Source organism: Sorangium sp. So ce302, assembly GCF_051530145.1.
GTDB classification, from domain to species: domain Bacteria; phylum Myxococcota_A; class Polyangia; order Polyangiales; family Polyangiaceae; genus Sorangium; species Sorangium cellulosum_B.
Genome location: NZ_CP150326.1, coordinates 12,455,396 through 12,478,589, shown reverse-complemented (window position 1 = coordinate 12,478,589; position 23,194 = coordinate 12,455,396). Strand labels below are relative to the sequence as shown.

17 protein-coding genes and 1 pseudogene are annotated in these 23,194 nt (G+C 69.8%); 11 read left to right on the top strand and 7 right to left on the bottom strand.

Annotated elements, in window-relative coordinates:
• The first annotated feature begins 71 nt into the window (after nucleotides 1-71).
• Nucleotides 72-1,598, top strand: a complete 1,527-nt coding sequence (locus WME73_RS47180) for an ATP-binding cassette domain-containing protein (protein ID WP_437913883.1) — start codon at nucleotides 72-74, stop codon at nucleotides 1,596-1,598.
• A gap of 46 nt (nucleotides 1,599-1,644) precedes the next feature.
• Here WME73_RS47180 and WME73_RS47175 read toward each other — a convergent pair whose 3' ends face one another.
• From WME73_RS47175 to WME73_RS47165, 3 genes are all read right to left on the bottom strand, one after another.
• The gene (locus WME73_RS47175) at nucleotides 1,645-3,906 is read right to left on the bottom strand and encodes a S46 family peptidase (RefSeq protein ID WP_437913882.1); all 2,262 of its coding nucleotides are present in this window, start codon (nucleotides 3,904-3,906) and stop codon (nucleotides 1,645-1,647) included.
• A 468-nt stretch (nucleotides 3,907-4,374) separates the two neighbouring features.
• Nucleotides 4,375-4,635, bottom strand: coding sequence for a hypothetical protein (locus WME73_RS47170; protein WP_437913881.1), 261 nt, complete (start codon nucleotides 4,633-4,635; stop codon nucleotides 4,375-4,377).
• A 120-nt stretch (nucleotides 4,636-4,755) separates the two neighbouring features.
• Complete coding sequence (locus WME73_RS47165) at nucleotides 4,756-6,732, bottom strand: ABC-F family ATP-binding cassette domain-containing protein (protein WP_437913880.1); 1,977 nt, start codon at nucleotides 6,730-6,732, stop codon at nucleotides 4,756-4,758.
• A 362-nt stretch (nucleotides 6,733-7,094) separates the two neighbouring features.
• Between WME73_RS47165 and WME73_RS47160 the strand changes: the two genes are divergently transcribed.
• On the top strand, nucleotides 7,095-8,024 hold the full coding sequence (locus tag WME73_RS47160) for a BON domain-containing protein (RefSeq protein WP_437913879.1): 930 nt from the start codon (nucleotides 7,095-7,097) through the stop codon (nucleotides 8,022-8,024).
• A 94-nt stretch (nucleotides 8,025-8,118) separates the two neighbouring features.
• Here WME73_RS47160 and WME73_RS47155 read toward each other — a convergent pair whose 3' ends face one another.
• From WME73_RS47155 to WME73_RS47140, 4 genes are all read right to left on the bottom strand, one after another.
• A complete protein-coding gene (locus WME73_RS47155; protein ID WP_437913878.1) occupies nucleotides 8,119-9,069 on the bottom strand; it encodes a carbohydrate-binding family 9-like protein in 951 nt (316 codons plus the stop codon).
• A gap of 10 nt (nucleotides 9,070-9,079) precedes the next feature.
• Nucleotides 9,080-10,720 carry a signal recognition particle protein gene (gene ffh, locus WME73_RS47150; RefSeq protein WP_437742831.1) on the bottom strand — a complete coding sequence of 547 codons (1,641 nt, stop codon included), beginning with the start codon at nucleotides 10,718-10,720 and terminating at the stop codon, nucleotides 9,080-9,082.
• Between the two features lie 184 nt (nucleotides 10,721-10,904).
• Complete coding sequence (locus tag WME73_RS47145; RefSeq protein ID WP_437913877.1) at nucleotides 10,905-11,447, bottom strand: hypothetical protein; 543 nt, start codon at nucleotides 11,445-11,447, stop codon at nucleotides 10,905-10,907.
• Nucleotides 11,448-11,458: 11 nt separating this feature from the next.
• The gene (locus tag WME73_RS47140; protein ID WP_044967211.1) at nucleotides 11,459-12,001 is read right to left on the bottom strand and encodes a hypothetical protein; all 543 of its coding nucleotides are present in this window, start codon (nucleotides 11,999-12,001) and stop codon (nucleotides 11,459-11,461) included.
• A gap of 154 nt (nucleotides 12,002-12,155) precedes the next feature.
• Between WME73_RS47140 and WME73_RS47135 the strand changes: the two genes are divergently transcribed.
• The 9 genes and pseudogenes from WME73_RS47135 (at nucleotide 12,156) to WME73_RS47095 (ending at nucleotide 23,134) form a co-directional block, all read left to right on the top strand.
• Nucleotides 12,156-16,187, top strand: a complete 4,032-nt coding sequence (locus WME73_RS47135) for an RHS repeat-associated core domain-containing protein (protein ID WP_437913876.1) — start codon at nucleotides 12,156-12,158, stop codon at nucleotides 16,185-16,187.
• Between the two features lie 339 nt (nucleotides 16,188-16,526).
• Nucleotides 16,527-17,897, top strand: coding sequence for a hypothetical protein (locus WME73_RS47130; protein ID WP_437913875.1), 1,371 nt, complete (start codon nucleotides 16,527-16,529; stop codon nucleotides 17,895-17,897).
• A 79-nt stretch (nucleotides 17,898-17,976) separates the two neighbouring features.
• Nucleotides 17,977-18,180 (top strand): annotated as a pseudogene (locus WME73_RS47125) (RHS repeat-associated core domain-containing protein); the annotation flags it as partial.
• 193 nt (nucleotides 18,181-18,373) lie between these two features.
• A complete protein-coding gene (locus tag WME73_RS47120) occupies nucleotides 18,374-18,952 on the top strand; it encodes a hypothetical protein (RefSeq protein ID WP_437917536.1) in 579 nt (192 codons plus the stop codon).
• Nucleotides 18,921-20,051: a hypothetical protein gene (locus tag WME73_RS47115; protein ID WP_437913874.1), complete on the top strand. Its 1,131-nt coding sequence runs from the start codon at nucleotides 18,921-18,923 to the stop codon at nucleotides 20,049-20,051. The genes WME73_RS47120 and WME73_RS47115 overlap by 32 nt, the downstream gene beginning before the upstream one ends.
• A gap of 69 nt (nucleotides 20,052-20,120) precedes the next feature.
• Nucleotides 20,121-21,074, top strand: coding sequence for an NUDIX domain-containing protein (locus WME73_RS47110; RefSeq protein WP_437913873.1), 954 nt, complete (start codon nucleotides 20,121-20,123; stop codon nucleotides 21,072-21,074).
• Nucleotides 21,075-21,114: 40 nt separating this feature from the next.
• Nucleotides 21,115-21,879 (top strand): hypothetical protein, encoded by a 765-nt coding sequence (locus WME73_RS47105; protein ID WP_437913872.1) that lies wholly within the window; start codon nucleotides 21,115-21,117, stop codon nucleotides 21,877-21,879.
• Nucleotides 21,880-22,491: 612 nt separating this feature from the next.
• Nucleotides 22,492-22,767: a hypothetical protein gene (locus tag WME73_RS47100; protein ID WP_437742826.1), complete on the top strand. Its 276-nt coding sequence runs from the start codon at nucleotides 22,492-22,494 to the stop codon at nucleotides 22,765-22,767.
• Nucleotides 22,739-23,134, top strand: coding sequence for a type II toxin-antitoxin system RelE/ParE family toxin (locus WME73_RS47095; RefSeq protein WP_437913871.1), 396 nt, complete (start codon nucleotides 22,739-22,741; stop codon nucleotides 23,132-23,134). Before WME73_RS47100 ends, WME73_RS47095 begins: the two co-directional genes overlap by 29 nt.
• Nucleotides 23,135-23,194 lie beyond the last annotated feature (60 nt).

The window sequence follows — 23,194 nt, the reverse complement described above, 5'->3', positions numbered from 1 at the left end:
TCCCTGGCCGCGCGAGGCAGCCTGCCCGTCCCGTGACCGGGCCATGTGGCCCTCAGGATTCAGGAGCTCCCATGTCGTTGTTGCGCGCGCAGCGCCTCTCCTTCTCTTATTCCGACGCGTCCACGATCCTCGCGGACGTCGATCTGTGCCTGACCCCAGGGTGGTACGGGATCGTCGGGCCGAACGGCGCCGGCAAGACGACGCTCCTCCGGCTCTTCGCCGGCGAGCTCACGCCCGAGGGGGGGAGCTTGCGGCTCGAGCCGCGGGGCGCGACCGTCGCGGTCTGCCCGCAGGCCGTGGAGCACGCCGACGCGGCCATCCACGCGCTGGCCGACGCCGAGGACGGCGCCGCGCGCAGGTTGCGCGGCGAGCTCTTGCTGGATCCGGCGGAGCTGGGGCGCTGGGCCACGCTGTCGCCCGGCGAGCGCAAGCGGTGGCAGATCGGCGCGGCGCTCGCCGCGGCGCCGGACCTGCTCCTGCTCGACGAGCCGACGAACCACATCGACGCGGACGCGCGGGCGCTGCTCGCCGGCGCGCTCGCGGGGTTCCAGGGGATCGGGGCGTGCGTCTCGCACGATCGCGAGCTCCTCGACGCGCTGACCACCGGCACGATCCGGGTCGAGCGGGCCGCGGCGAGGCTCTATCCCGGCGGGTACAGCGCGGCAAAAGCGCTCTGGGAGGCCGAGGCGCGCGGGCGCGAGGAGGCGCACCAGCGGCTGCGCGCCGAGGAACGGCAGCTCCGGCGCCGCCTCGGCGACGAGCGGCGGGCGCAGGCCTCGGCCGACGCGGACCGGAGCACGAAGCGGCGGATGAAGGGCCCGCGCGACAGCGACGCCCGGGGCCTGCTCGCGGACTTCCGCGTGTCCTCGGCCGAAGCGCGGCTGTCGCGCAACGTCGGCGTGACCCGGCGCAAGCTCGAGAAGGTGTCGGCCGAGGCGGGAGAGCTTGAGCTCGAGAAGGCGGTGGGCCGCAGCGTGTTCGTCGATTACGAGCGATCGCCCGCGCCGTGGCTCTTCGTGCTCGACGCGCCCCGGATCCACGCCGGCGGCGAGAGCGAGGGGCGGATGCTGCTGCGGGACGTGCGGCTCGCGGTCGGCCGCGAGGACCGCATCCGGATCGCGGGCCCGAACGGCGCTGGCAAGACCACGCTGGTGAACGCGCTGCTCGCCGGCGCGCGCGTGCCGGCGGACAAGGTGCTCCATGTGCCGCAGGAGCTCGGCGAGGCAGAGCAGCAGGCCCTCATCGCGAGGGCGCGGCGCCTCCCTCCGGAGGAGCGCGGGCGGGTGATGTCGCTGGTGGCCGCGCTCGGGGTGGAGCCGGGGCCGCTGCTCGGGTCGGCGCGGCCGTCGCCCGGCGAGGCGCGCAAGCTGATGATCGCGCTGGGCCTCGGGCAACACGCGTGGGCGCTCGTGCTGGACGAGCCGACCAACCACCTCGACCTGCCCTCGATCGAGCGGCTGGAGCGCGCCCTCGCCGACTACCCGGGCGCGCTTCTCCTCGTCACGCACGACAGGGCGTTCGGGCGGAGCTGCACGTCGATCCTCTGGACGGTGGCCGAGGGAGAGGTGCGGGTGTCGTCCGACGACGCCGGCGCGTGACCCGCGCCGGCGTCCTCGCGATCGTGCTTTTGAGGCTGCGCCGCGCTCAGTCGATGGCCGGCTTGCCGCCCATCTCTTTCAGCACGGCGTCCGCGCCCGACACCGCGTCCATCACCCACTCCATGTAGCGGTGATCGACGTGGATGGTCCGGGTGATCGACGGCATGAACAGCCAGTCGGACGCCATCGCCTCGTAGTTGCCGTCGAAGGCGAGGCCCACGAGCTCGCCGCGCGCGTTCAGCGTGGCAGAGCCGGAGTTGCCGTTCGTGATGTCGAGATCGCTCAGGAAGCAGACCGGCACCTCGCCGAGGTCCTTGTCCACGTACGGGCCGAACCGCTCCTCGCGCGCGGCCTCGAGCAGGGTCGCCGGGGTGTTGAACGGCGCCTCGCCGGTGCTCTTCTTCACGACCTCGCTGAGCGTGGTGAACGGGCGAACCACCGCCTTGTCGGCCTCCGGGCGGTACCCCCGCACGGTGCCGTACGTGACGCGGAGCGTGCCGTTCGCGTCGGGCGCCAGGAGGCCGCCCCGGTGCGCGCGGAGCGCCTCGACGAAGCGCGGCTTCACGAGGGCCATCGCCCCGGCGTAGGCCTTGTCCCGCGCCTCGATGGCCTTGTCGACCGGCGCGAGCTCGAGCGCCAGGCGGATCATCGGATCCCGGCTCGCCTGGAGCTCCTCGAGCGTCGCCGTCTTGAGCAGCTGGATCCGGGTCGCCGCGTCCTCGAGCGCCGTCTTCTCGTAGATCGCGTCGATCGCCGCGGCGATGCCGGCCTCCGTCTGTGCCTGCCCGCCCGCGAGGGCCCCGAGCAGCGCGGGCCTGTCCTTCGGATCGAGCTGCAGCGCGCGCCGCGCGGCCAGCTTGAAGGTGCTCCGATCGATCGCGCGGTCGTACGACTTCTGCAGCGACGCCTGCGCCTGCTCGAGGCGCTCCCAGTTGCGCTGCTGGTACTCGGCCTCGCGCTCGGCGTCGGCCTTCGGCCGCTCCTCCGCCATGCGCACGAGGGTGACCGCGGCGTCGAGGAGCCTCGCCGACGAGACGATCTCCGACACGGCCGCGTCATGGTCGCGCGTCGCCCGCTGCCCGGCGTGCAGCGCGGCGATCTGCTCGATCGCGCCGCCGTAGGCCGCCTTGCGCTCCGGGTCGGCGTCGATCCAGGCCTTGAGGTCGCCCTCCTGCTTGGCCTTCTCCTTGGCCAGGCCGCCCTGGACCAGCCCGTCGAGCAGGCCGCGCGTCTTGAGCAGGTAGTTGGCGTAGCCCTGGATGGTCGGCTCCGCCTTGATCCGCAGGGCCGGGTCGTTCTTGCCGAGCTCCTCCAGGAGGGCGATCGACTCCTCGTAGAACGACACCCGCTTCGGGTACAGCCATGAGACCGCGGACTCGACCTCTGCCGCGGTCCGGAGCCGGTTCGTCGTGCCGGGGTAGCCGGCGACCATCACCAGGTCGCCCTGGCGGAGCGGCGACGACGCGAGCTTCAGGTGATGCGCCGGCCGGTAAGGCACGTTGTCCTCGGCGTGGGCGGCCGGCCGGTTGTCCTTGCCGACATAGGCCCTGAAGAAGGCGAAATCGCCGGTGTGGCGCGGCCAGCGCCAGTTGTCGATGTCCCCGCCGAAGTTGCCGATCGCCTCCTGCGGGACATAGACGATGCGAACGTCCTTGATCTCCAGCTGCTCGATCAACGAGACCTGGCCACCGCCGAAATACTCGGCGATGGAGCAGCGGATCTCGGGGCGCCCCTCCTCGCACGCGGTCACGAGCTGCTTCTTGCGCTTCTCGATCTCCTCGTAGCGCTCGAGATCGCCCTGGATCGCCTCGATGCCGCGCCGCACCTCGCCGGTGACGTCGCGGAAGGCGCGGGTCACGAGCACGCGCGCGGTGGGGCCGGCCCATCGCTCCTCGGCGCGGGATTTCGCCAGGTAGCCGTTCGTCAGGAGGTCCTGCTCCGGGGTGGAGTTGTACTGGAGCGCCCTGGTCGAACAGTGATGGTTCGTGGCGATGAGCCCATCGGGCGAGACGAACGAGGCCGAGCAGCCGCCCAGGCTCACCACCGCGCCGAGCGGGGACGCCGTGGGATCGGCGAGCGACTCGGGATCGATCTCGAGCCCGAGCGCCTTGAGCTGGTCCTTGTGCTGCCGCATCTGCTCCGGCATCCACATCCCGCCGGGGTTCTCGAAGGGCGCCCCCTGACCGGGCTCGGAGCCCGGCGGCCTGGTATCGCCCGCTTGCGGCCGCTCCGAGCCGCAACCCGGCGCGAACGCGGAGACCGCGAACAACGCCAGGAGCGTATGACTACGTAGAGAGGAGTGAGACATGCGGTGTTGTTACCATCGTCGGTAGACAGTGCAACCACACACCAACTTTCTAGTGATACGAGACACAGTAGAACGAGCCTCATGCGGGCCAGGGACGCGCGAAGATGGCGCGCGAGGCGCTCCGTGCGTGGTGATGGACACCTGAGGCATCCCCTCGAATTATTCGGAAAAATTCACAGGGAGGCGTGGAGACGAGGAGTGAAATCCCACGAATCTCCCCGTCTCCCCGTCTCCCTGTTCAATTCCCACGAAAGATGCCAACAACTGAGGGGAGTTGTCAGGGACACCGGATCTCATCAATGTTCGTAGAGGCGAGCTTCGCCTGCTTCAGCGGGCTTGTCGGGACTTCATGGTTCTCTGCGCCTGGCGGCCGGACTGGCATCCACGGCATTCCGGACAAGGCGCGCGCGGGGGGACGCCGCGCCAGGGCGGCGCGGAGGGTCGGTCGAGCAGCGGGGGCGATGTGGCTCAGTCGACCTGGTGAGCCCGGAACCCGGCGACGGCCCCGTGGGTCTCCAGGCAGCGGTGGATCCAGGCGGCGTCACGCGCGCGCACGGCGATGAGCCGGACGTTGCCGGTGCCGTCGAGCGCCTGGAGGCCCTGGAAGCCGACCAGCGCTGCTTCCTGGAGCGTCATCACCTGCGCGCCTGTCTCGCTCAGGACCTCGTCGCTGAGCAGGCCGGCGCCGTCGGATCCCTCGGCGAGGTGCACCTCGAACACGGTCATCATGAGGCCATGGTCGCCGGGCGGCGCCGCGCCGACAAGGTCGTCGTGCGAGACAGGTCGCCCCCTGCGCCCCCTGCGCCCCCTGCACCGATTGCCGCTGGCCTCGCGCTCCGTCGCGCCCGGTCAGGCCTTGCCGGCGGCCTCGCGCTTCGTCTCGAGCTCCTCCCAGCGGCTGACCAGGCGCGCCGCCTCCTGCTTGGCGCGCTCGAGCTCCGAGAGCAGCCCCGCCACGTCCGCGCCGCGGCTCGCGTAGAGCGTCGGGTCGGCGAGCTTCACCTCGAGCTCGGCGACCTTCTGCTCGGCCGCGTCGATCCGGCCCACGATGCCGTCGAGCTCCGTCCGCTCGGCGAACGTGAGCTTCGGCTTGTCGCCTGCCCGCGCGGCGGCCTTCGCCGGCGCCGCCGCCGGCCGGGCCTCCGCCGCCTGGGCCTTCGCGGCCCGCGCCTCGGCCTCCGTCTCGAGCGCGGCGTTCGCGCGCTGCTCGCGGTAGGCGTCGTAGTTGCCCGCGTACCGCACGACCCGGCCGTCGCCCTCGAACGCGAGGATCGAGGTCGCCACCCGGTTCAGGAACCAGCGGTCGTGGGTCACGACGAGCGCCGAGCCGTCGAGCTCGATGAGCATCTCCTCGAGCGCGGCGAGGGTCATCACGTCGAGATCGTTCGTGGGCTCGTCGAGGATGATCACGTTGACGCTCTGGGTGAGCATCTTCGCCAGGGCGACCCGCGCCCGCTCGCCGCCGGAGAGCGAGCCCACCGGCTGCCGCGCCTTGTTCGGATCGAACAGGAACCGCTCCAGGTAGCTGCGCACGTCCATGGACCGGCCGCCGACCTCGACGCGCGTGTGCGAGCCCGCGATGTTCTCGAAGATCGATTTGTCGAGGTCGAGCCCGCTCCTGTGCTGGTCGAAGTAGGCGACGCTCGAGTTCTTTCCGAGCACGACCTCGCCTTCCATGCGGGGCCCCTCGGCGGCCGCGCCGTCGCCTTCGGCGCCGAGCTGGCCGAGGATCGCGCGGAGCATCGTGGTCTTGCCCGTGCCGTTGCGGCCGACGACGCCGACGCGCTCGCCCTTGGTCAGGGTGAAGTCGAGGCCGCGCACGAGCCATTTGCCGTCGAGCGAGAGGCCGAGCTTCTTCAGCTCGAGGATGGTCTTGCCGGTGCGCACCGACTCCACCGAGAGCTGCGCGGTCCGCTCCGCCTTGGGCGGCGGCGCGCTCTTGGTCGTCTCGGCGCGCTGGATGCGGGCCTTCTGCTTTCCGGTGCGCGCCTTCGGCTGCCGCCGGAGCCACTCGAGCTCGGTGCGCAGGAAGTTCTGCCGGTTCGACTCGGTGCGCGCCTCGAGCGCGAGGCGCTCGGCCTTCTGCTCGAGGTACTCCTCGTAGCCGCCGTCGTAGCTGTAGACCTTGCCCTTGTCGATCTCGAGCGTGCGCTCCGCGACGCGGTCGAGCAGGTAGCGATCGTGGGTGATGAGGAGAAGCGCGCCGGGGTGCTCCTCGACGAGGTAGCGCTCGAGCCACTCGACGGTCTCGACGTCGAGGTGATTGCTGGGCTCGTCCAGCACGGCGAGGGCGGGCCGCGACACGAGCAGGCGGGCGAGCGCGACGCGCCTGCGATCGCCGCCGCTGAGCACGCTCATGGGCGCGTCGGGCCGGGTGACGCCGACGTGGCCGATGATGGCGTCGACCTGGTGCATCATGTCCCACCCGCCGAGCCGCTCGACGTCGGCCCCGGCCTCGGCCTGCTCGGCGAGGAGCGCCTCGGCATCCCCCGAGCCGGCCGCGAGCGCCCGGCTCACCTCGTCGTGGCGGGCCTTGGCGGCGTGCCACGCGGAGAGCCCGGCGAGCACCACGTCGCGCGCGGTGTCGGTCGGCTCGAAGACCGGATCCTGCGAGAGGACGCCGATCTCGGCGCCGCGGCGGCGCGCGATGGTGCCGCTGTCGGCCTGCTCGACCCCGGCGAGGATGCGGGCGAGCGTGCTCTTGCCGGAGCCGTTGACGCCGACCAGGCCCACGCGCTCGCCGGTGCGGATGTTGACCGAGACGCCGTCGAGGATCGTCTGGGGACCGAAGGATTTGTGGAGATCGTGAGCGGTGAGGACGGGCACAGGGCGCGGAGCTTAGCGCAGCCGGCGGGGCATGGGCCGGCTTTGCTGGGCCCGTGACGGATGGTCCGGGCCCCCAGGGGGCGCGGCGCCGCCCCAGCCCCGATGGGGAGGGCGGGTGTGCCGTGTTCTGCGACGAGAGGCGGAAAGGCGCTCAAGGCAAGCTCTTCTGTGCTGATCCGATGAATCGTCATTTTCGGGATCGCCCGGGCGCGAGACGAAGGGTTCTCCCCGGTGGCAGAGGGCGCCCACGCGACCCATCTTCGCGATCCACGCGACCAGGCTGGCGCGATCTGTCGCGCAGCGCTGTCGCGCGGCGGAGGCGTGTTGAAGGCAGTGCTCGCAAGGAAGAAAGGAGGCGCAGGATGCGAGATCGATTCGACAGGGACACAGGCTACGGACGAAATGAGCACGGCTGGGATCGGCGCTACAGAGACGACCGGGGCCATTTCACCGAGCGCGGCTATCCTCGCGACGAGCGCCGCAGCGCGGGCCCGATCTACGATCACGGGGCCGCTCTGCGCGACGACCGCGATCGGGGCCGCGAGCACGCTCGCATGGTTGGGCCCACGACGCACCGCGACCCCATGGGCCGCGCTCTCGGCGACGGTCGCTTCGCCAACAGCGACAGTCGTCCCGGTGACCAGGAGCGCGGCTGGCCCCACGACGACCGCGGCGGCGATTACGTCGGCGGCCGCGAGCACAGCCGCAGCTTCGGCGGCAATCCCCTTCCCGCCGTGGGCAGCGCATACAACTTCAATCTCGGCGGCGCCTATTACCTCGGCATGACCCGCGTCGTGAGCCCCGATTACGGTCCCGATGCGGCCTGGCACGACGGCGCGTACCGCGGTGAGAACCACGATCTCCGCGAATCCGGCCGCTCGGCGCTCGAGGGCGTCGGCCACGCGCTCGGCGAGATCGGAGACCGCGTGCGCAGAGCGTTCGGCCGCGGACCGAAGGGCTACAAGCGCTCCGACGCGCGCATCCAGGAGGACATCTGCGAGATGCTCGCGGAGCGCGGGGACATCGACGTGAGCGACGTCACGGTCCAGGTGGAGAACAACGAGGTCATCCTCGAGGGCACAGTGCCCGAGCGCTACCACAAGCGCATCATCGAGCTCGCCGCCGAGGGCGTGCGGGGCGTCGAGGACGTGCACAACAGGATCCGGGTCCAGCGAGCGATCGAGCCGGCGACCCGCTCGACCGCCACGGCGGGCACGATGGGTGATGCCGCCCTGGCGGGCACGCAGCAGGGCGCGTCACGCCCGACGGCGAGCCACACGGCCCGGATCTGAGCTCGCGCGCCGGCGCCGATCGCACGAGGAGCCGAGAGCCTCCGCGACTCCGGTAACCCACCCGTGCGCTGAGGGCTCGCTCGACGTCGCGACGTCAGTCGACTGCGATCGCGACGAACCGGACCCGCCCGAAGCGCCGCGCCCTGTGGAAGTTCCCCTCCCCCAGGATGGGCGACCACGCCGCCCCGCCGTTGTTCTGCATGGCGTAGAAGTTCATCCGCCACGCGTCCCCCGGCGCCGGCGGCGCGGCCTTCGCCTTCGTGAACGAGCTCCACGGGATCTTCGCCTCGACCACATACCCCCGGTCCTCGTCCGAGCCGTCGTCGAGCGTCCCCCGCAGCGCGACCGCGCTCGCGAGCCCCGCGCTCCACTCCTCATGGCCGAAAGGCCCGCTCGGGCCGCCCCGTGGAGCGTTGTAGTCGTCGAACTGCGAGTCGAAGACGAGGTTCTGAGGGTTGATCTGGATCTCGTAGTAGTCCTTGTTGTCCCCGTCGCCGTCCGGATCGATCATCACCTCGACGGTATCCCGCTCCCAGAGGTGCGGATCCCGCGCGCCCTCGGGGAACCCGCCGGTGATCGTCCTGTCGCTGACGTCGAATCCGACGTAGAGGAACCCGTCGTCCCAGAGCAGCCGCGCCTCGCCCTGCGTCGGCAGCGACCGATCCTCGCGGCCCGTGCCCACGTTGACGAACGGGCCTGTCGTCGCCGCCGCATGCCACGCCGGCTCGTCGAGCTGGCCGTCGATCGCGATCGCCGCGCCAGGCGCGAGCTTGCGCACCGCGAGCTCTTTCACGGAGGCGAGCTGCCTCCGCGCCTCCGCATCCGCGCCACGGCCAGCGCCCACGCCCGCGGACGCCGCCGGCGCCCGGCCGGCCGACCCGGCAGGCGCGGCCCCCTGCTCACCCCCGCCACCCCTGGAGCACGACGCCGCTGCAGCGACCGCGCCGACCATCACCAGGGCCCGCGCGACCGCGCGCGCGTCGTGCGCATCGTGCGCATCGTGCGCATCGTCGAACGAGCGCCGCCGGCAGCAGGGCCCCCGCACGCGGCCGCCGCTACTTGCGCCCCTTCTTGCGGGCGTCGCGCTCGCGCTTGCGCTGCGCCTTCTTCGCGTTGCGCTCGGAGGCGCTGAGCGTCTTCATCTTCGTCATGTTCGGGCCCCCGGCGCCGGCGCCCGGGAAGCCGCCCATGCCCGGCATCCCCATCCCGGGCATCCCCATCCCCGGGAAGCCCATCCCCGGGAAGCCCATGCCCGGCATCCCCATCCCGGGCATGCCGCCGCCGGCCATCATCTGTTTCTGCATCTCCCGCATGTTCTTGGCCATGGCCATCTGCTTCATGCCGGGGATCTTGCCCATGAGGCCCATGTTCTGGCCGAGGCCGCTCATCATCTGGCGCATGAACAGGAACTTCTGGACGAGCTCGCTCACCGCCTCGGGCTTCGAGCCCGAGCCCTTCGCGATGCGCTCCACCCGCTTCGGCTCGCGGACCAGCGCGTACGGGTCGCTCTTCTCGAGGCGGGTCATCGACTGGATGATCGCCTCGATGCGGACGAGCTCCCGGTCGTCGAGGTTCACGTCCTGGGGCAGGCCGCCCGGGAACATGCCGCCGAGGGGCAGCTTGTCGACGAGATCCTTCAGCGATCCCATCTTCTGGATCATCCGCACCTGATCGAGGAAGTCCTCGAGCGTGAAGTCGCCCTGGAGCATCCGCGCGGCGTCCTTCTCGGCCTTCTTCTGGTCGACGACCTCCTCGAAGTCCTGCATGAGGCCGACGACGTCGCCCATGCCGAGGATGCGGCTCGCCATGCCGTCGGCGCGGAACGGCTCGAACTTGTCCGTCGTCTCGCCGATGCCGGTGAAGAGGACGGGCGCGCCCGTCACCTCCTTGATGCTGAGCGCCGCGCCGCCGCGGGCGTCGCCGTCGAGCTTCGTCAGCACGACGCCGCCGATCGACAGCCGCTCGTTGAAGCCGCGCGCCGTCTTCACGGCGTCCTGGCCGATCATCGCGTCGACCACGAGGAAGATGTTCTCCGGCTTGGTCGCGTCCTTGATCTGCGCGAGCTCCTGCATGAGCGGCTCGTCGATCGCGAGGCGGCCGGCGGTGTCGTAGATGATAACGTCGCGGCCGAGCCGCTTCGCCTCGCCGCGGGCCGCGGCGCAGATGGCGACCGGCGACTCGCCCGGCACGTTGAACACGGGGATCTTGAGCGACTCGCCGAGGACCTTGAGCTGCTCGACGGCCGCGGGGCGCTGCATGTCGGCCGCGACGAGCAGCGGCTTCTTCCCCTGCTTCTCGAGGTAGCGCGAGAGCTTCGCGCAGCTCGTCGTCTTCCCGGAGCCCTGGAGGCCGACCATCATGATGCCCGTGGGCCCGCCGTCGGCCCAGGCGATCTCGTCGCCCTCGTGGGTCATCATCGCCTCGAGCTCGTCGTGGCAGATCTTGATGAAGTGGTCGCTCGCCGAGACCTGGTGGACCTCGCCGGCGTGCTTCACGCGCGTCTCCAGGGTGCGGCCGACCGCGGCCTCCTTGACCCGGGCAAGGAACGCCTTGACCACCCCGATCTCGACGTCGGCCTCGAGCAGGCTGAGCCTTACCTCGCGGAGCGCGGCGTCGACGTTGCCCGCGGTGAGCTCCGTGAGCCCGGCGAGGCGGTTTCTGGCCTGACGAAAGCCCCGTGTCAGCGTGTCGAACATGGCAGGGCGGGTCTTAGCACAGGGGACCGCGAGCGCGGATCCCCTTGCCCTCTTCAACGCCGCGCGACGCGGGGCGCGGGCGCGGCCGGCGCCCCTCCCCGGGGGCGCGCGGCGCGGGCGCCACGGCCGGCGCGGACGCCGCCGGCGCGGGCGCGGACGATGCGGGCGCGGACGACGCGGGCCGTCACATCCCGCGCCGGCCCGAGCGGCGGAGGATCGCGAGCGCCTCGGCGCACCTCGGCATGACCTCGGCGCTCTCCTTGACCTTGGCGTCCGCGGCGACGAGATCCGCCAGCGCGCCGGGCCCGGCGTCCCCGTCGGGCGCCTCGAGCAGGGCGCGGACGCGCGCCTCCGCGGCCGTCGCGTCGAGCAGCAGGCGGTAGGCCCGCGCGCACGTGTCCTTGGCGCTCGCGGCGGGCGGCGTCGATGCGGGCTGGCGCTCGAGCTCCGCGAGCAGCGCCTCGCGCGCTTCGCGCGGCTCGCTCGGGGCGTCGCGGAGGACGTCGATCGCATGCAGGAGCGCGTCCGCCTCCTGCTGCTCGGCCGATCGGCCGCACCCGGGCGCCAGCTGGACCATGGCGACGGCGGCGAGCGCCGCGGCGATCCGCTTCACTGCAGCGATCCGCCGGACGGCCGTCCCTGCTGCGCCCGCCGCCGCTGCCGCCTTCGCCGCCCCTGCTGCGCCGGCCGCCCCTGCGCTGCCCGTCGCGCCGGGCCTCGTCGTCACGCTGGGCGCCCTCAGTCGGCCGGCTTCGCGGGCGGGCCCATCTGGATGCGCTCGCCGAGGTAGGAGCCGATCAGCGTGAAGAGCACGCCGATGAGCGCCATGATCACGTACATGAACAGAGGCATCGTCCGGACGGTCTGGCTGTGCAGGAGGTAGAAGACGGTCGGGATCGCGACGAGGAACGACGCGACGACCGGCTCGAGGAACGTCTTTCCGGGCGAGATCATGCCGAGGAGGACGCCGCCGATGAACCAGACGGGGATGGCGACGATCATCCCGTTCGACCCCTCGAAGTCGAGCTGCTGCACGATCATGGGGAGGCCGCCGACGAGGGCCGCGGTGAGCACGCTCTGCAGGACGAGGGCGATGAGGCACCAGAGGATCGAGAAGCCCTCCTGCTGGTAGCGGCGGTGGCGGTCGAGCTCGGAGTCGCGGAAAGGCGCGAGCGAGCCCATCCTGGCGCCGCACGCGATGCAGCGCCCGCTCGCCGTCACGGAGGCGTTGTTCGCGCCGCACGACGGGCACACGATGGAGCTGTCGTTCTTCGAGGGCATCGCGGCTAGGCTAGGCAAGGCGCCGCGCGCGGGCAAGCGCGCGACGCGGCCCCCTGCACCGCGGCCGGGCGAGCGCGCGGCGAGCTCAGGGGCGGCCCGCGAGGACGGTGGGCCGCTTGACGGTGCGTGCGGCGCCTGGCGACCATGCGGGCCCATGGCACGAACGGCGCCGGTCCCGAACATCCCCGCGATTCCCGGCATGAACCCCGGCACATTCATCCTGGGTGGCGGGGGCGGCGGAGGCGGCGGCCGCGGCCGCGGAGGGCGGGGCGGCGGCGGCGACCAGGGGGCGGACGGCAAGAGCGGTGGCAAGGGGCCGCGAGGCGGCGGCAAGAACGCGGGCGCGTGCGGGCCGGGGAGCGGCGGCGGCTGCCCGAACCCGTCGCACGGGCGCGGGGGCGGCACGTCGGCCGGGGATCCGGTCGATCCGGTGACGGGGCGGGTCTACACCGCGAAGGCCGTGGATCTGGCGCTCGGCGGGATGATCCTGCCGCTCCGGATCGAGCGGAGCTACTCGTCGGAGACGAGCGACGTGGATCTGGGGCTCGGGTTCGGATGGAGCCACTCGCTGGCGTGGGCGATCGAGGAGCGGCGGCGGACGCTCCGTGTGCTGGAGCCTCACGCGGCGCCGACCGAGGCGGAGATCCCCGAGCCGGGCCGTCCCGTGCCGATGCCGTGCGGCGTGCTGAGGCGTCACGAGGGCGGCTACACGCTGGAGGCCGAGGGCGTGCTGCTCGTGTTCGGTGAGAGGCAGGAGAGCATGTGGCTCTTGTCGCGCATCGTGGACCGGTACGACAACGAGATACGGCTCTCGTACGAGCGAGGGCGCCTGTCCCATGCGATCGACGCAGTGGCGCGGATGGTCCGCGCGCGGCGGTACGCGGACGGGAGGATCGCCGCCTTCGAGGTGAACGACGAGTCGCCGGGCGGAGGGTGGCGAGCGTTTCGCACGTATATTTACGACGATCGAGGCGATCTGGTCTCGGCGCGCGACGCCGCGGGCAACGAGGAGCGGTACGACTACGAGGAACAGCACCGCTTGGTCCGGCGCCGCGAGCCGGGAGGGCTGGTGGCGGAGTTCCGCTATGGCGACAACGGCCGCTGCGTGGAGGCATGGTGTCGTCGCGAGGGCAACGACGCGCTCGATGGCGACGTGCCTGGCACTCTGGACGATGGCGAGACGAGGGCCAAGGGCTTCTGTCACGTCAAGATCGACGATTACGACCACTTCGTCGAGGTGATCACCTCGCGCGCGAAACGGCGGATTGAAGGCAACCACCTGGACAAGGTGAACGGCGTCGCGTGGGACGGCGGCATGCACGCCTACACGTTCGACGCCACGGGCAACGTGCTGGTGTATCGGGACGCGCTGGGGCACGCATGGCGCTACGAGCGAGACGACCTGGGCCGGTTGCGCGTCGTGACGGATCCGATGGGCGCGAGAACCGTGTATGAATACGACGAGCGGGGCTTCATCGAGGAGGTTCGCGACGCCATGGGCGGGTTCGCGCGCTACCAGCGGAACGCGCGAGGCGATGTGGTGGCCGTCGAGGACGAGCTCGGGCCGGTGGTCCGGTTCCACTACGACGAGCGCGGCTTGCTCGTCGAGGCGACCCTGCCGAACGGCGGTGTAACGCGGATGGCCTACGACGCGCTCGGCAATCGTGTGGAGGTGATCGAGCCGGACGGGGCGAGGCGGAAGATTCGTTATGATTTCCTGGGACGGGTGACGAGCTTCGTCGATGAGCGCGGACTGGAGACGTCGTATGGGTATGACTCCTGCGGAAGGCTCATCCGGGTGCGGAGGCCGAGCGGGGCGACGGACTGGTATGGTTACGATGTCGACGGGAATTTGGCGGAGATCGCCGACGCGGACGGCCGGGTGACGGCGCTGCGATGGGGCGGGATCGGGGTGGTGACCGAGGTGGTGAGGCCGGACGGGAGCGCCGTGCGGTACTTCTACGACCGGGAGCAGGACCTGGTGCGGGTGGTCAACGAATCCGGCGAGGAGCACCGGTACGTCCGGCGCGGCGAGGGGCGGATCGGCGAGGAGCGGACGTTCGACGGGCGGCGCATCTATTACCGGCACGATGTGATGGGGCGGATTACGCAGGTCCGGGATGGGCTTGGTACGGTCGACTTCGTCTATGACCCGTGCGGCCGGCTCGTGGAGCGGCGGTTCACGGATGGCCGGACGGAGAGCATCGGGTATGACCTGCTCGGTCGGGTCGAATACGTGACCAGCGGAGATGTGGCGTGCGAGTACACTTATGACGCGCGCGGGAGGGTGGTGCGGGAGACGGTGACGCGGGGCGGGCGGCGGACGGTGGTGGAGACAGCGTACGACGCGCTGGGCAAGGCGGTGCGCACGAGCGGGCCGTTCGGACGGATGGAGATCGCGCGCGACGTGGTGGGGCGGCCGTTGGCGGTGGCGGTCGGGGATCTCGGCGCGCAGACCATGAAGGTGCAGCTGGCCTACGATCCAGCGGGTCAGCTTGTCGACCGGGTGCTGCCCGCGGGAGGGCGCATCGCGGAGGGGTGGACGCCCGATGGGCTTCCGTCAGGGGTGCAGGTGACGGGCCTCGGGGCGACGCCCGCGGTGCGGCCGGGCGAGCCGGCGTGGGTGGGGCCGCTGCCGCATGAGGTGACGTTCGCGCAGAGCTATGAATGGTCGGCGGCCGGGCTGCTCGGCGCGGTGGGCAGCGGCGCGCCGGGCGCGGCGTATGTCGAGTACCTGCGCGACGCGCAGGGTCGGGTGGTGGGGCGGCAGCGGGTGGATGGCACGCTGCGGGAGCTGATCGAGGGGTATCGCCACGGGCCGAGCGGGGAGCTCTACGAGAGCGCGACGCTGCGGCAGTATGCGCCGGGCGGGCAGCTCAAGCGGCGGGGAGGCGCGGAGCTCGCATACGACGAGCGGGGGCGGATGACGAGCAAGCGGCTGCCAGGCGGGCGGGTCGCTCGCTTCGAGTGGGCCGACGACGATCTGCTCCAGGCGGTGCGGTTGCCGGACGGCCGGGTGGTGCGCTTAACCTACGACCCGTTCGCGCGACGGCTGGAGAAGCGGGTGGAGCGGGGGCGCGACCGGGTGGTGGAGAGCGTGACGCGATACACCTGGAGCGGGGATGCGCTGGTGCACGAGATCCGCGAGCTGTTCGGGGAAGCGGGCGGGGAGCCGGTGGTGGAAGAGCGAGCGTACGCGGTGCTTCCGGAGGGGGTGACGCCGCTCGCGGACCGGGTGCGCCGGGGCGATCAGGACGAGGTGCGGTACTACGTCGAGGCGCCGAACGGGATGCCGGCGGCGCTGGTGGGCGGGAACGGACGGCTCGTGGGCGAAATCGATGCTTCGCTGTTCGGCAAGGTCGAGGGGGAGCAGGCCGCACTGACGCCCGTGCGGTTTCCGGGGCAGTACGCGGATGAGGAGACGGGGCTCTACTACAACCGGTACCGGTACTATGACCCGGAGACGGGGCAGTACCTGAGCCCGGAGCCCATCCGGCTGGAGGGGAGCCTGTATGCGTATGCGTATGTCGATGGCTCGCCGGTCGACCTCATCGATGCCGATGGGCTTGCAAAGATGTGGTCGAAGACGAAGGGAGCGAGCGGGGTGACGGCTCAAAATAAGAGCGGCAGCTTCGACTTGTCCGGGCAACCGCGTAGCAGAGGTGATCTGCACCCCGCGGTCCAAGCCGCGCTGCCGCCTTCAGCGGCGAGGGCCGATGGCCAAGACCCTTCGACGTGCTCGGAGCCATGGGCTCTCACAGACCACTTGAATGCATGGGAGCAGAAGACTGGCAAATCCTGCAAGCCCGGCGACCCCGACTGGCAAGCCCATTTGGGTCATGCTCTGGAGGACATGGAAAAGAGCGGCGACGGGGCGATCTCATCGAGTAAGCAGGGGGTGGATCGCGCACCTTGTCCTAACTGTTCCCAGACAGTTCCCCGCCTGTGGGCGCTCGCCAATAGAAGTCTGCCGACAGGCGTAATCAAACCTGGATATCGAGAGCAAGACGGCTCGAGAGGCGTGGGCAAAAAGGAACATTGGACGCAGCCAAGCGGAGCGTTCCTCGCAGACTCTAGCAACACAAAGGCGGCGCCAGTCATTCGCAAGGACGGCGAGCCTGTGCCGGCATTGGCGGACCTGGGTGTGTGGGCAAATCAAAACGGCGCATGGAAGCGAGCTCGGTAAGTGATACTGTTTTCTAATAGAACGCTCGCCGTCCTTCGGAGCTCCAGAATCGCGACCACGCCGTGGGCGCGGCACGAGCTGGATCGTTTTGTCCAACTTCATGAGGACTTCCCACCTATCCATGCGGAGTTCGAGTCGGCTCTGTACGACGCAGCTTCCCGCCGTGGGCTCCCGGTGCTGGACGATCATGTCTTCGGCGCGTTCGCCGCGGCACGGGAGGGCGGCGCGCCGCTGTGGATCGACGTGCACACGCCTGACGGCGGATCGCGCGGGCGCGCTTTCCTCGTAGCCTGGTCGAGGAGACGTGCTTTACCCCTGTACTTGCGCTCGGATGGGGGAGTGCTGATCGAGTCTGGGCTGGAGATGCATCCCAACATGGCCGATTGGGTGGCACAACTCGCGCTGTTCTCGGATCCCCGGTGGCTTCCAATGCGGCTTGAAGTGAGGACACAGCGCTGCGGCCGAGCGGTGGCTGGCGCGTTGTCGCTGCCCCCCGTCTCAACCATCGACGACGCGGCATCGGTGTGGGGCGGCGAGCACGCGATTGTCGCGGATGAGCCGCTTGAAACGACATGGATTCGTGTTGACGATCTGAGTCAACTGAAACGCGTACTGGAGGTTTGTCACGTATTAATGGTGCCGCTTCAATTGGTCGGCGCTCAGGTGGAGCGTATCTGCCTCGAGGAGGGTAGTGCACCGAGCTTGGCGCCAGAGTTGGGATTTCAGTACCGGCTCGATGGCGAGCCCGTCCGCCTGCTAATGGTGGAGCCTGAAGAGTCGCGAGCGCGCCAAGTGTGGTCGAAGGGACCACGTATTCTCGAGGAGAAGACATTTGAGAATGAGCGGCTCATCATCCGGAGGTATGAGCGTGCTGCGAGCCACCTGCGTTGCCACGTGTCTTCTCGTGTCATGCAATGGCTCGATGCAAAGAGCTTCTTCCGCGATCCAGATGCGACGCGCGGCCCGGAATCGTTGATGGCGGAGCTCGAGCGACATGGGATCCCCCCAGCGGCGCCATTGCTCCGGTTCGAGGAAGTGCTCGGAGGTTTGGTTGCCTACGATGAGGTGGACCCTGCACATGTACCATGCAACGAGACCAGGCTGGGCGTATACCGTGTCCTGAAGGAACGGCTCGGCTTCGATGACGATGACGCAGAGGATTCGCGCTTTCTTGAGGCAGCCGGCTGGCCGGTTGTCTATTGTCACGGCCGCCGTCTCACGCTGGGGGGTAAGTTTCTCGGCTCGATGCACTTATATGCTGGAGACACCGGGGAGATCTTCCTCTATCGTCGCGAGATTGATGACTTGGTCTTGGTCTCGGACGATGCGGTAAAGTGTCTGGAGAAGTGGGCGGTCGAGTGGCAGGCGAGCGGCCTCATGCCAAGCGGATCTCCGGTCGAATTGTCCGCCGATGTGGCGGCGGCTCTCGCTGACGAGCTGGGCTTGCAGCGAATTGATGAGGCATCTGATAGCGCGTCCGAGCACTGGCTGAGCGACGATATTTGGCTGAGACGCGTTCAGAGGCTGCGAGCGGGAGCGCCAACTGCTACGGTGACATCGCTGTCGACACGGCTTTCGAACCAGCTGGTAGAAATCGTTCGAAGCGCGCAGGTTCTCGCGCCGGGGGTACGAATCGTCGTTCGCTCTGCCGGTGGTGTGCAACCCTACTACGCGCTGAAAGACGCTGGCTTTGACGTGGAGCTTGTTTGAGGTGAGCGTCTGGCCGAGGACATCGTGACCGTCCGCGCAGCGCTGGTTAGCTGCTCCCACCGCGACGAAGGAGGAAGCAATGGCGACGAGTGAGGAGTGGGCCGAGCGGGTGGGGCGATGGGAGCGGAGCAAGGTCGAGGGGGAGCAGGCTGGGCTGACGCCCGTGCGGTTTCCGGGGCAGTACGCCGACGAGGAGACGGGGCTCTACTACAACCGGTACCGGTACTATGACCCGGAGACAGGGCAATACCTGAGCCCGGAGCCCATCCGGCTGGAGGGGAGCCTGTACGCGTATGCGTATGTCGATGGCTCGCCCATCGACATCACCGACGTCGATGGTTTGATGCGATGTACCATCACGCGCAGGGATGGCTCAGTCGTGGAGGATGTTAGCGGATTCCATGATCCACTGACCGGAAACAAGAGGACGCCCGCGGCGAAGATGGATGGAAGCGCCGTCCCCAGAGGTGAGAGCCATGCACATCTACTCGTCGCGCATGTTGAAGTATCTATCAGGGCCCCAGAGCGGTTTCAGGCCATGGTCACCCGACGCTTTACAGAGAGTCGAGCGCGAGCATGGGCCGCTGTCGAAGAAGCATTGGGAGATCGAGGAATCGCTGTTCGAGGCCGGTGGGCGTCGCGGCTCTCCAGTCATTGGATCCTATGTGTTCGGTGCTGCCGAGTGTCTTCGCGCGGGCAATGTACCGCTATACAATCGGAGCACACTTGGCGGAGCGCACGCGACGCTGTTTGCCTGCTCACCACGCGGCGGGCTCTATGTGTCACCCTCGGGATCGGTCGAAGATCATCGGGGGTATCTCATTGGTCGTGAGGTCCACTCTGTGATCGAGCGACTCGCGATGATCGAGGGGCGCGAGTGGCTGCCCATGCGAGCGGTCCTCGTTGGAGACTGCCCAGACAAGATGCTTAAACGTTCGAATCTCAGACCCATCAGGGAAGCCAGCGACGGCCATGTTGAGGCTTGGGCGGACGAAGATGCCCTGATTGTCACAAACTCGCACGATGGCAACAGAGCGTTTTTTTGGATCGTTTGAGTCGATAGATCGCGTTCTTCGGGCCTTATCTTCGTCGAACATCCTTGTTTACATTGAATCGGATTCTCGGACTGAGATCGTGGACTCGGACGATGTCGAGTGGACCGCTCCGCTCGAGAGCAAGGCGCAGTACAACATGAATGGGGAGCGATTGATCGGGAGCGACCCGTCCGCACGACTGATGTTTGAGGCGACCGGTCGCAAGGGGCGCGTCGTCGAGAAGAAGGTATTCCATGATGACCGCACAGAAGTCACGCGTTACGCCGCGGCCTCCAGATACCTTGAAAAATTCGTCTCAAACCGAGTCACTCGTCACTGTGATATTCATGGCCTGTTTCGCGACCCAACGCTCGCCTGCGGATTCGATGCGTTGGCAACCGAGCTCGAGCGGCGAGGCCTGCCATTTTATGATGCATGGTTCGAGTTCGAAGAGAAGTTCGGCGGAATCGCCTGGGAAAGTGTCCATCGCGGTCGCACAGAGATGTCTTTGGGGATATGGCAGTGCTTGTCCGCCTCTGCGAGAGACGAGCCTGCGTGGCGAATCAAGTCGAGCCAGCTCGCCTCAGATGTGTGGCCAACGGCGCGCTACAGAGAACGTCACCTCATCTTGGCAGGGGCCATGGACAACTTTGACGATCAGCTATTCGTCGATGAGCGCGGCGCCGTGTATCGACTCGTGGGACTACTCGACGAGCTCAGCGCCGAAGCGACGAACGGTCGCTCGTTCCTAGAGAAGATGGCCGCCGAATGGGAGATGTACGGGGCCATTGAGGAGTCAGCCCCCACGACGATTGATGCAGATGTGTCAGAGGAGCTCGTTGGACGACTGTCGCTCTCGCCTCTGGAAGAGGCTTCGGACGCGGTGTCGCGCGTGTTTCGCAGCGACCAGTTATGGGTCTGGCAGCATCTCGCCTTTGCTCCCAATGCGGCGAAGACGACGCTGGTAGCGCGTACGCCGCAGGCTGTCGTTGATGCGGTCAAGATCGCGCGCGAGATAGATCCTAGCATCGGTGTTTCGGTGCGAAGAGATCTCCCCGGGGGGCGAGCGCGCCTCTCCGCGCTCCGTGCTGCGGGGATGAGTGTGCGAGAAATGTTCTGAGATAGTGGCTCTTTCCGTGGGTGCCGATCCGTCGGCGTCGAGGCGCAGCATCGAGCGCGCCCTCCGCCCGTGTCCTGCGCGCCGCGACCGACGCCCTGCGCGCCCAGGTCCGCCACGCCCGAGCCCGCTCCTCCCCTCGTCCTCGTCGCCGCCGCCGTCATCGAGCGTGGCCGCGTCCTGCTCGCGCAGCGCGCGGCAGGCGCGCACCTCGAGGGCGCCTGGGAGCTCCCCGGCGGCAAGGCCGAGGCCGGCGAGGATCCGCGAGACGGCGGTGCACCGCGGCCGGCGCTCCGGCTATATACTCGACGAAGCGTGCCCACCGACCCGACCTCGACCCTGGAATCCATGACGTCCGGCCCGCGCGGCCCGGGCGGCGATGGCCTCGACGTGGCGGGGCCCGATCCGGAGCTGCTCGCGCTGCCGTCGCCGCCGAAGCAGGAGCGCACGGTCACGGTGGCGCTGATGGCGGCGACCGCGATCGCCGCGCTGTGGATGGCCGTCGCGCTCCTCGGGGAGGCGCGTTACGCGCTGTCGCCGGGCCAGCCGGCGGACGTGGGAGAGCTCGCGTCGCTGCGGCCGCAGGCGGACCTCGCGAACCGTTACGTGCGGGCCGCCGGCCTGCTCGGGACGCGCGGCGCGATCCGGTACGGGCGCGCCGCGGAGGGCGACTCGTTCCGGCTGGCGCCGGTGGCGGGCAACCCGGGGCTGTGGGTGGAGATCCGGGTGCCGGAGGGCTTCGAGGGCCCGCGCTTCGTCCCGCCGAGCACGTTCGCGGGGCGGCTCGTGCCGTTCAAGAGCGCGGGCATCCGGCACGCGCGGCTGGCCGCCGAGGTGGAGGAGCAGGCGGGGATGGCCGTGACGGACGACGCCTGGCTGCTCATCGACGGCAGCTCGCCGCGCGCGTCGCGCTGGGCGGTCGCGCTCGTGGCGCTGTTCGTGGGCTTCGCGGGCTGGAACCTGTTCGGCATCGCGCGGGTGCTCCACCGCGTGAGGGACGCGAGGGACGCGCGCCGCGCTTCTTGACGCGCTCGCGGCAGGGGAGCAGGACGCTCCCTGCCCACCGATGCCCAAGGTCACCTTCGTCAACGAGCACAGGACGGTCGAGGCCGCGCCGGGTCGTCTCCTCAGCGAGATCGCGGCCGAGCTCGGGATAGCGGTCTGCCGCGAGGCGTTCCGGGGCACCGGCATCGGCGACTACACGTGCTGGGTGAAGGGGGAGCCTGGCGCGACGTCGCCCCCGACGTTCGTGGAGAAGCTGCTCGGCGCGCGGGGCCAGCGGCGGATGGCGAACAGGACGCGCGTGCTCGGCGACGTGCAGGTGTGGACCCAGGCCGGCCCTGGCAACCGGCTGCGCGCGCCGCGGCCGATCGCGCCGCCGCCGAGCCCGGCGACGGATCCGGAGGCCCCGCGCAAGCCGATCGACGCGAGCGGCAGCGCGGCGTTCCCGTACGGCGATCCGCGCGCGGTCGGCCACGGAAAGCGCGAGCCGATCGCGGCGGGCGCGCTCGAGGCGAAGGCCGCGAAGGAGAAGAAGGCGAAGGCGGCCCCGGCGAAGGCGTCGGAGGGCGCGGCGCCGGAGGCCCCGGCGAAGGCGGCGGAGGGCGCGGCGACGGAGCCGGCGGAGGCGGCCAAGGCGCCCGGGGCAGCCAAGGCGCCGAAGGCGAAGGCGTCGAAGGCGTCTGAGGCCGCACCGAAGGCGACGGAGACGGAAGCTTCGAAGAGCGCTGCGACCGAGGCAGCGACAGCACCCGAGGAAGCACCCGAGGAGACCACAGCGACCAGGGCTGCTGCGACAGCCGAGAAAACCGGTGAAGGGGAATCGCCGTAGCAGGCCCCGCGCGCTTGTACCGCTCCAGAGCACGGGCGAGCATGGGCGCGTCGAGGTCCTAATTTCTGGAACGTCCTCGCGTAGACGGGGCGACTTGCTACCAGCCGACAAGCGCGCTCGCTCGAGGTGCTCGTACACGGTAAAGCCGGCGGCTCGGGCGTAGCCACGCGGCTGGGCAGCCCGAGCGCGATCCATCCAAGGTGCCCTCCAACGAGGGCGAGACAAGCTGGCACTGCTGCGGGAAGTCGCCCTGGGTCGGCAGAAAAACCGCCATGGCGCCAAAGCCGCCAAGAGGAGAGGAGAAGGGCTGTCCCCGCATCGTCCCTCCCTGGGGCGATAGGTCCATGCTCACCCGCGCCGACCTACCCCTGACGCGGAGCGGAAGTCCGGCCATCACTGGCCGACGGAGCTGGCCAGCGCTCGGCGCTCTTCAGAGATCTCCGACGTCTCCCCAGCAGCGGCCGGACCGCCCGGTTGCACGCTATAGTGGATTTCACTATCCTGTCTCCGCGAGGAGCACCGATGAGAGGGACGGGAACGGCGAAGCGTGGCCGGGATGAGGAACGCGGTCCGGCGGGACGAGGCCCGGACGAGGACAGCGGACCCGTCAGCGTGGTGCTCCCGGCCGAGCTCCGGGAGCGGGTCCAGGCCGAGGCGAAGAAGCGCGGCCTCAAGCTCTCGCCCGCGATCCGCGCGCTCCTCAGCGAGCGCGTCCAGGAGATCGACGACGCGGAGCAGCTCAGCCGGGCCGAGGAGTGGCAGCGAGCCCAGGTCTGGGCGGTCTGGGAGCGGATGAAAGCGGGAGACCACGACGAGGCCGCGCGCCAGGAGATCGACTCCATCTTCGACGAGGCGCTCCGTGACGCCCCTCGTCGCGGCGCCCGCTAGGCCAGGGCGCCGCGTGGGCCGCCGCGTCCGCTTCCGCCGGGAGTTCGCCCGCGACCTCCGCGATCAGGTGCGCTGGCTCGACGAGAACCGCGGGATCGAGCAGGTCGAGCGCCTGCGGACCGGCCTCGACGAGGCCATCGAGCTCCTCGCCCGCTTCCCCGGGATCGGTCCCGCCGAGGCAAAGGACGACGAGGACCGCGCCGTCGTCCGCAGGCTCCTCCTGCGCAAGCTCCCCTACGTCATCTGGTATCTCGTGGACGCCTCCGGCCCCGACGGTGACCTCTGGCTGCTGCGCCTCTTCCACGCGCGGCAGCAGCAGCCGCTGGCCGGGGCCGGCCTCTTCTCACGGAAGCCGCGGACGAGGTGAACGGGCAATGCGTCGCGTCGCTCCTCCCGGCGCGCGCCAGCCCCCGCAGCGCTCCCGCGC

What these genes read in the sequence shown, in the direction of transcription:
- WME73_RS47175 (WP_437913882.1), bottom strand. Translation starts at nt 3,906, where the DNA reads ATGTCTCACTCCTCTCTACGTAGTCATACGCTCCTGGCGTTGTTCGCG.
- WME73_RS47180 (WP_437913883.1), top strand. Translation starts at nt 72, where the DNA reads ATGTCGTTGTTGCGCGCGCAGCGCCTCTCCTTCTCTTATTCCGACGCG.
- WME73_RS47140 (WP_044967211.1), bottom strand. Translation starts at nt 12,001, where the DNA reads ATGCCCTCGAAGAACGACAGCTCCATCGTGTGCCCGTCGTGCGGCGCG.
- WME73_RS47105 (WP_437913872.1), top strand. Translation starts at nt 21,115, where the DNA reads ATGCCCAAGGTCACCTTCGTCAACGAGCACAGGACGGTCGAGGCCGCG.
- WME73_RS47120 (WP_437917536.1), top strand. Translation starts at nt 18,374, where the DNA reads ATGCACATCTACTCGTCGCGCATGTTGAAGTATCTATCAGGGCCCCAG.
- WME73_RS47160 (WP_437913879.1), top strand. Translation starts at nt 7,095, where the DNA reads ATGCGAGATCGATTCGACAGGGACACAGGCTACGGACGAAATGAGCAC.
- ffh (WP_437742831.1), bottom strand. Translation starts at nt 10,720, where the DNA reads ATGTTCGACACGCTGACACGGGGCTTTCGTCAGGCCAGAAACCGCCTC.
- WME73_RS47170 (WP_437913881.1), bottom strand. Translation starts at nt 4,635, where the DNA reads ATGATGACCGTGTTCGAGGTGCACCTCGCCGAGGGATCCGACGGCGCC.
- WME73_RS47135 (WP_437913876.1), top strand. Translation starts at nt 12,156, where the DNA reads ATGGCACGAACGGCGCCGGTCCCGAACATCCCCGCGATTCCCGGCATG.
- WME73_RS47115 (WP_437913874.1), top strand. Translation starts at nt 18,921, where the DNA reads ATGGCAACAGAGCGTTTTTTTGGATCGTTTGAGTCGATAGATCGCGTT.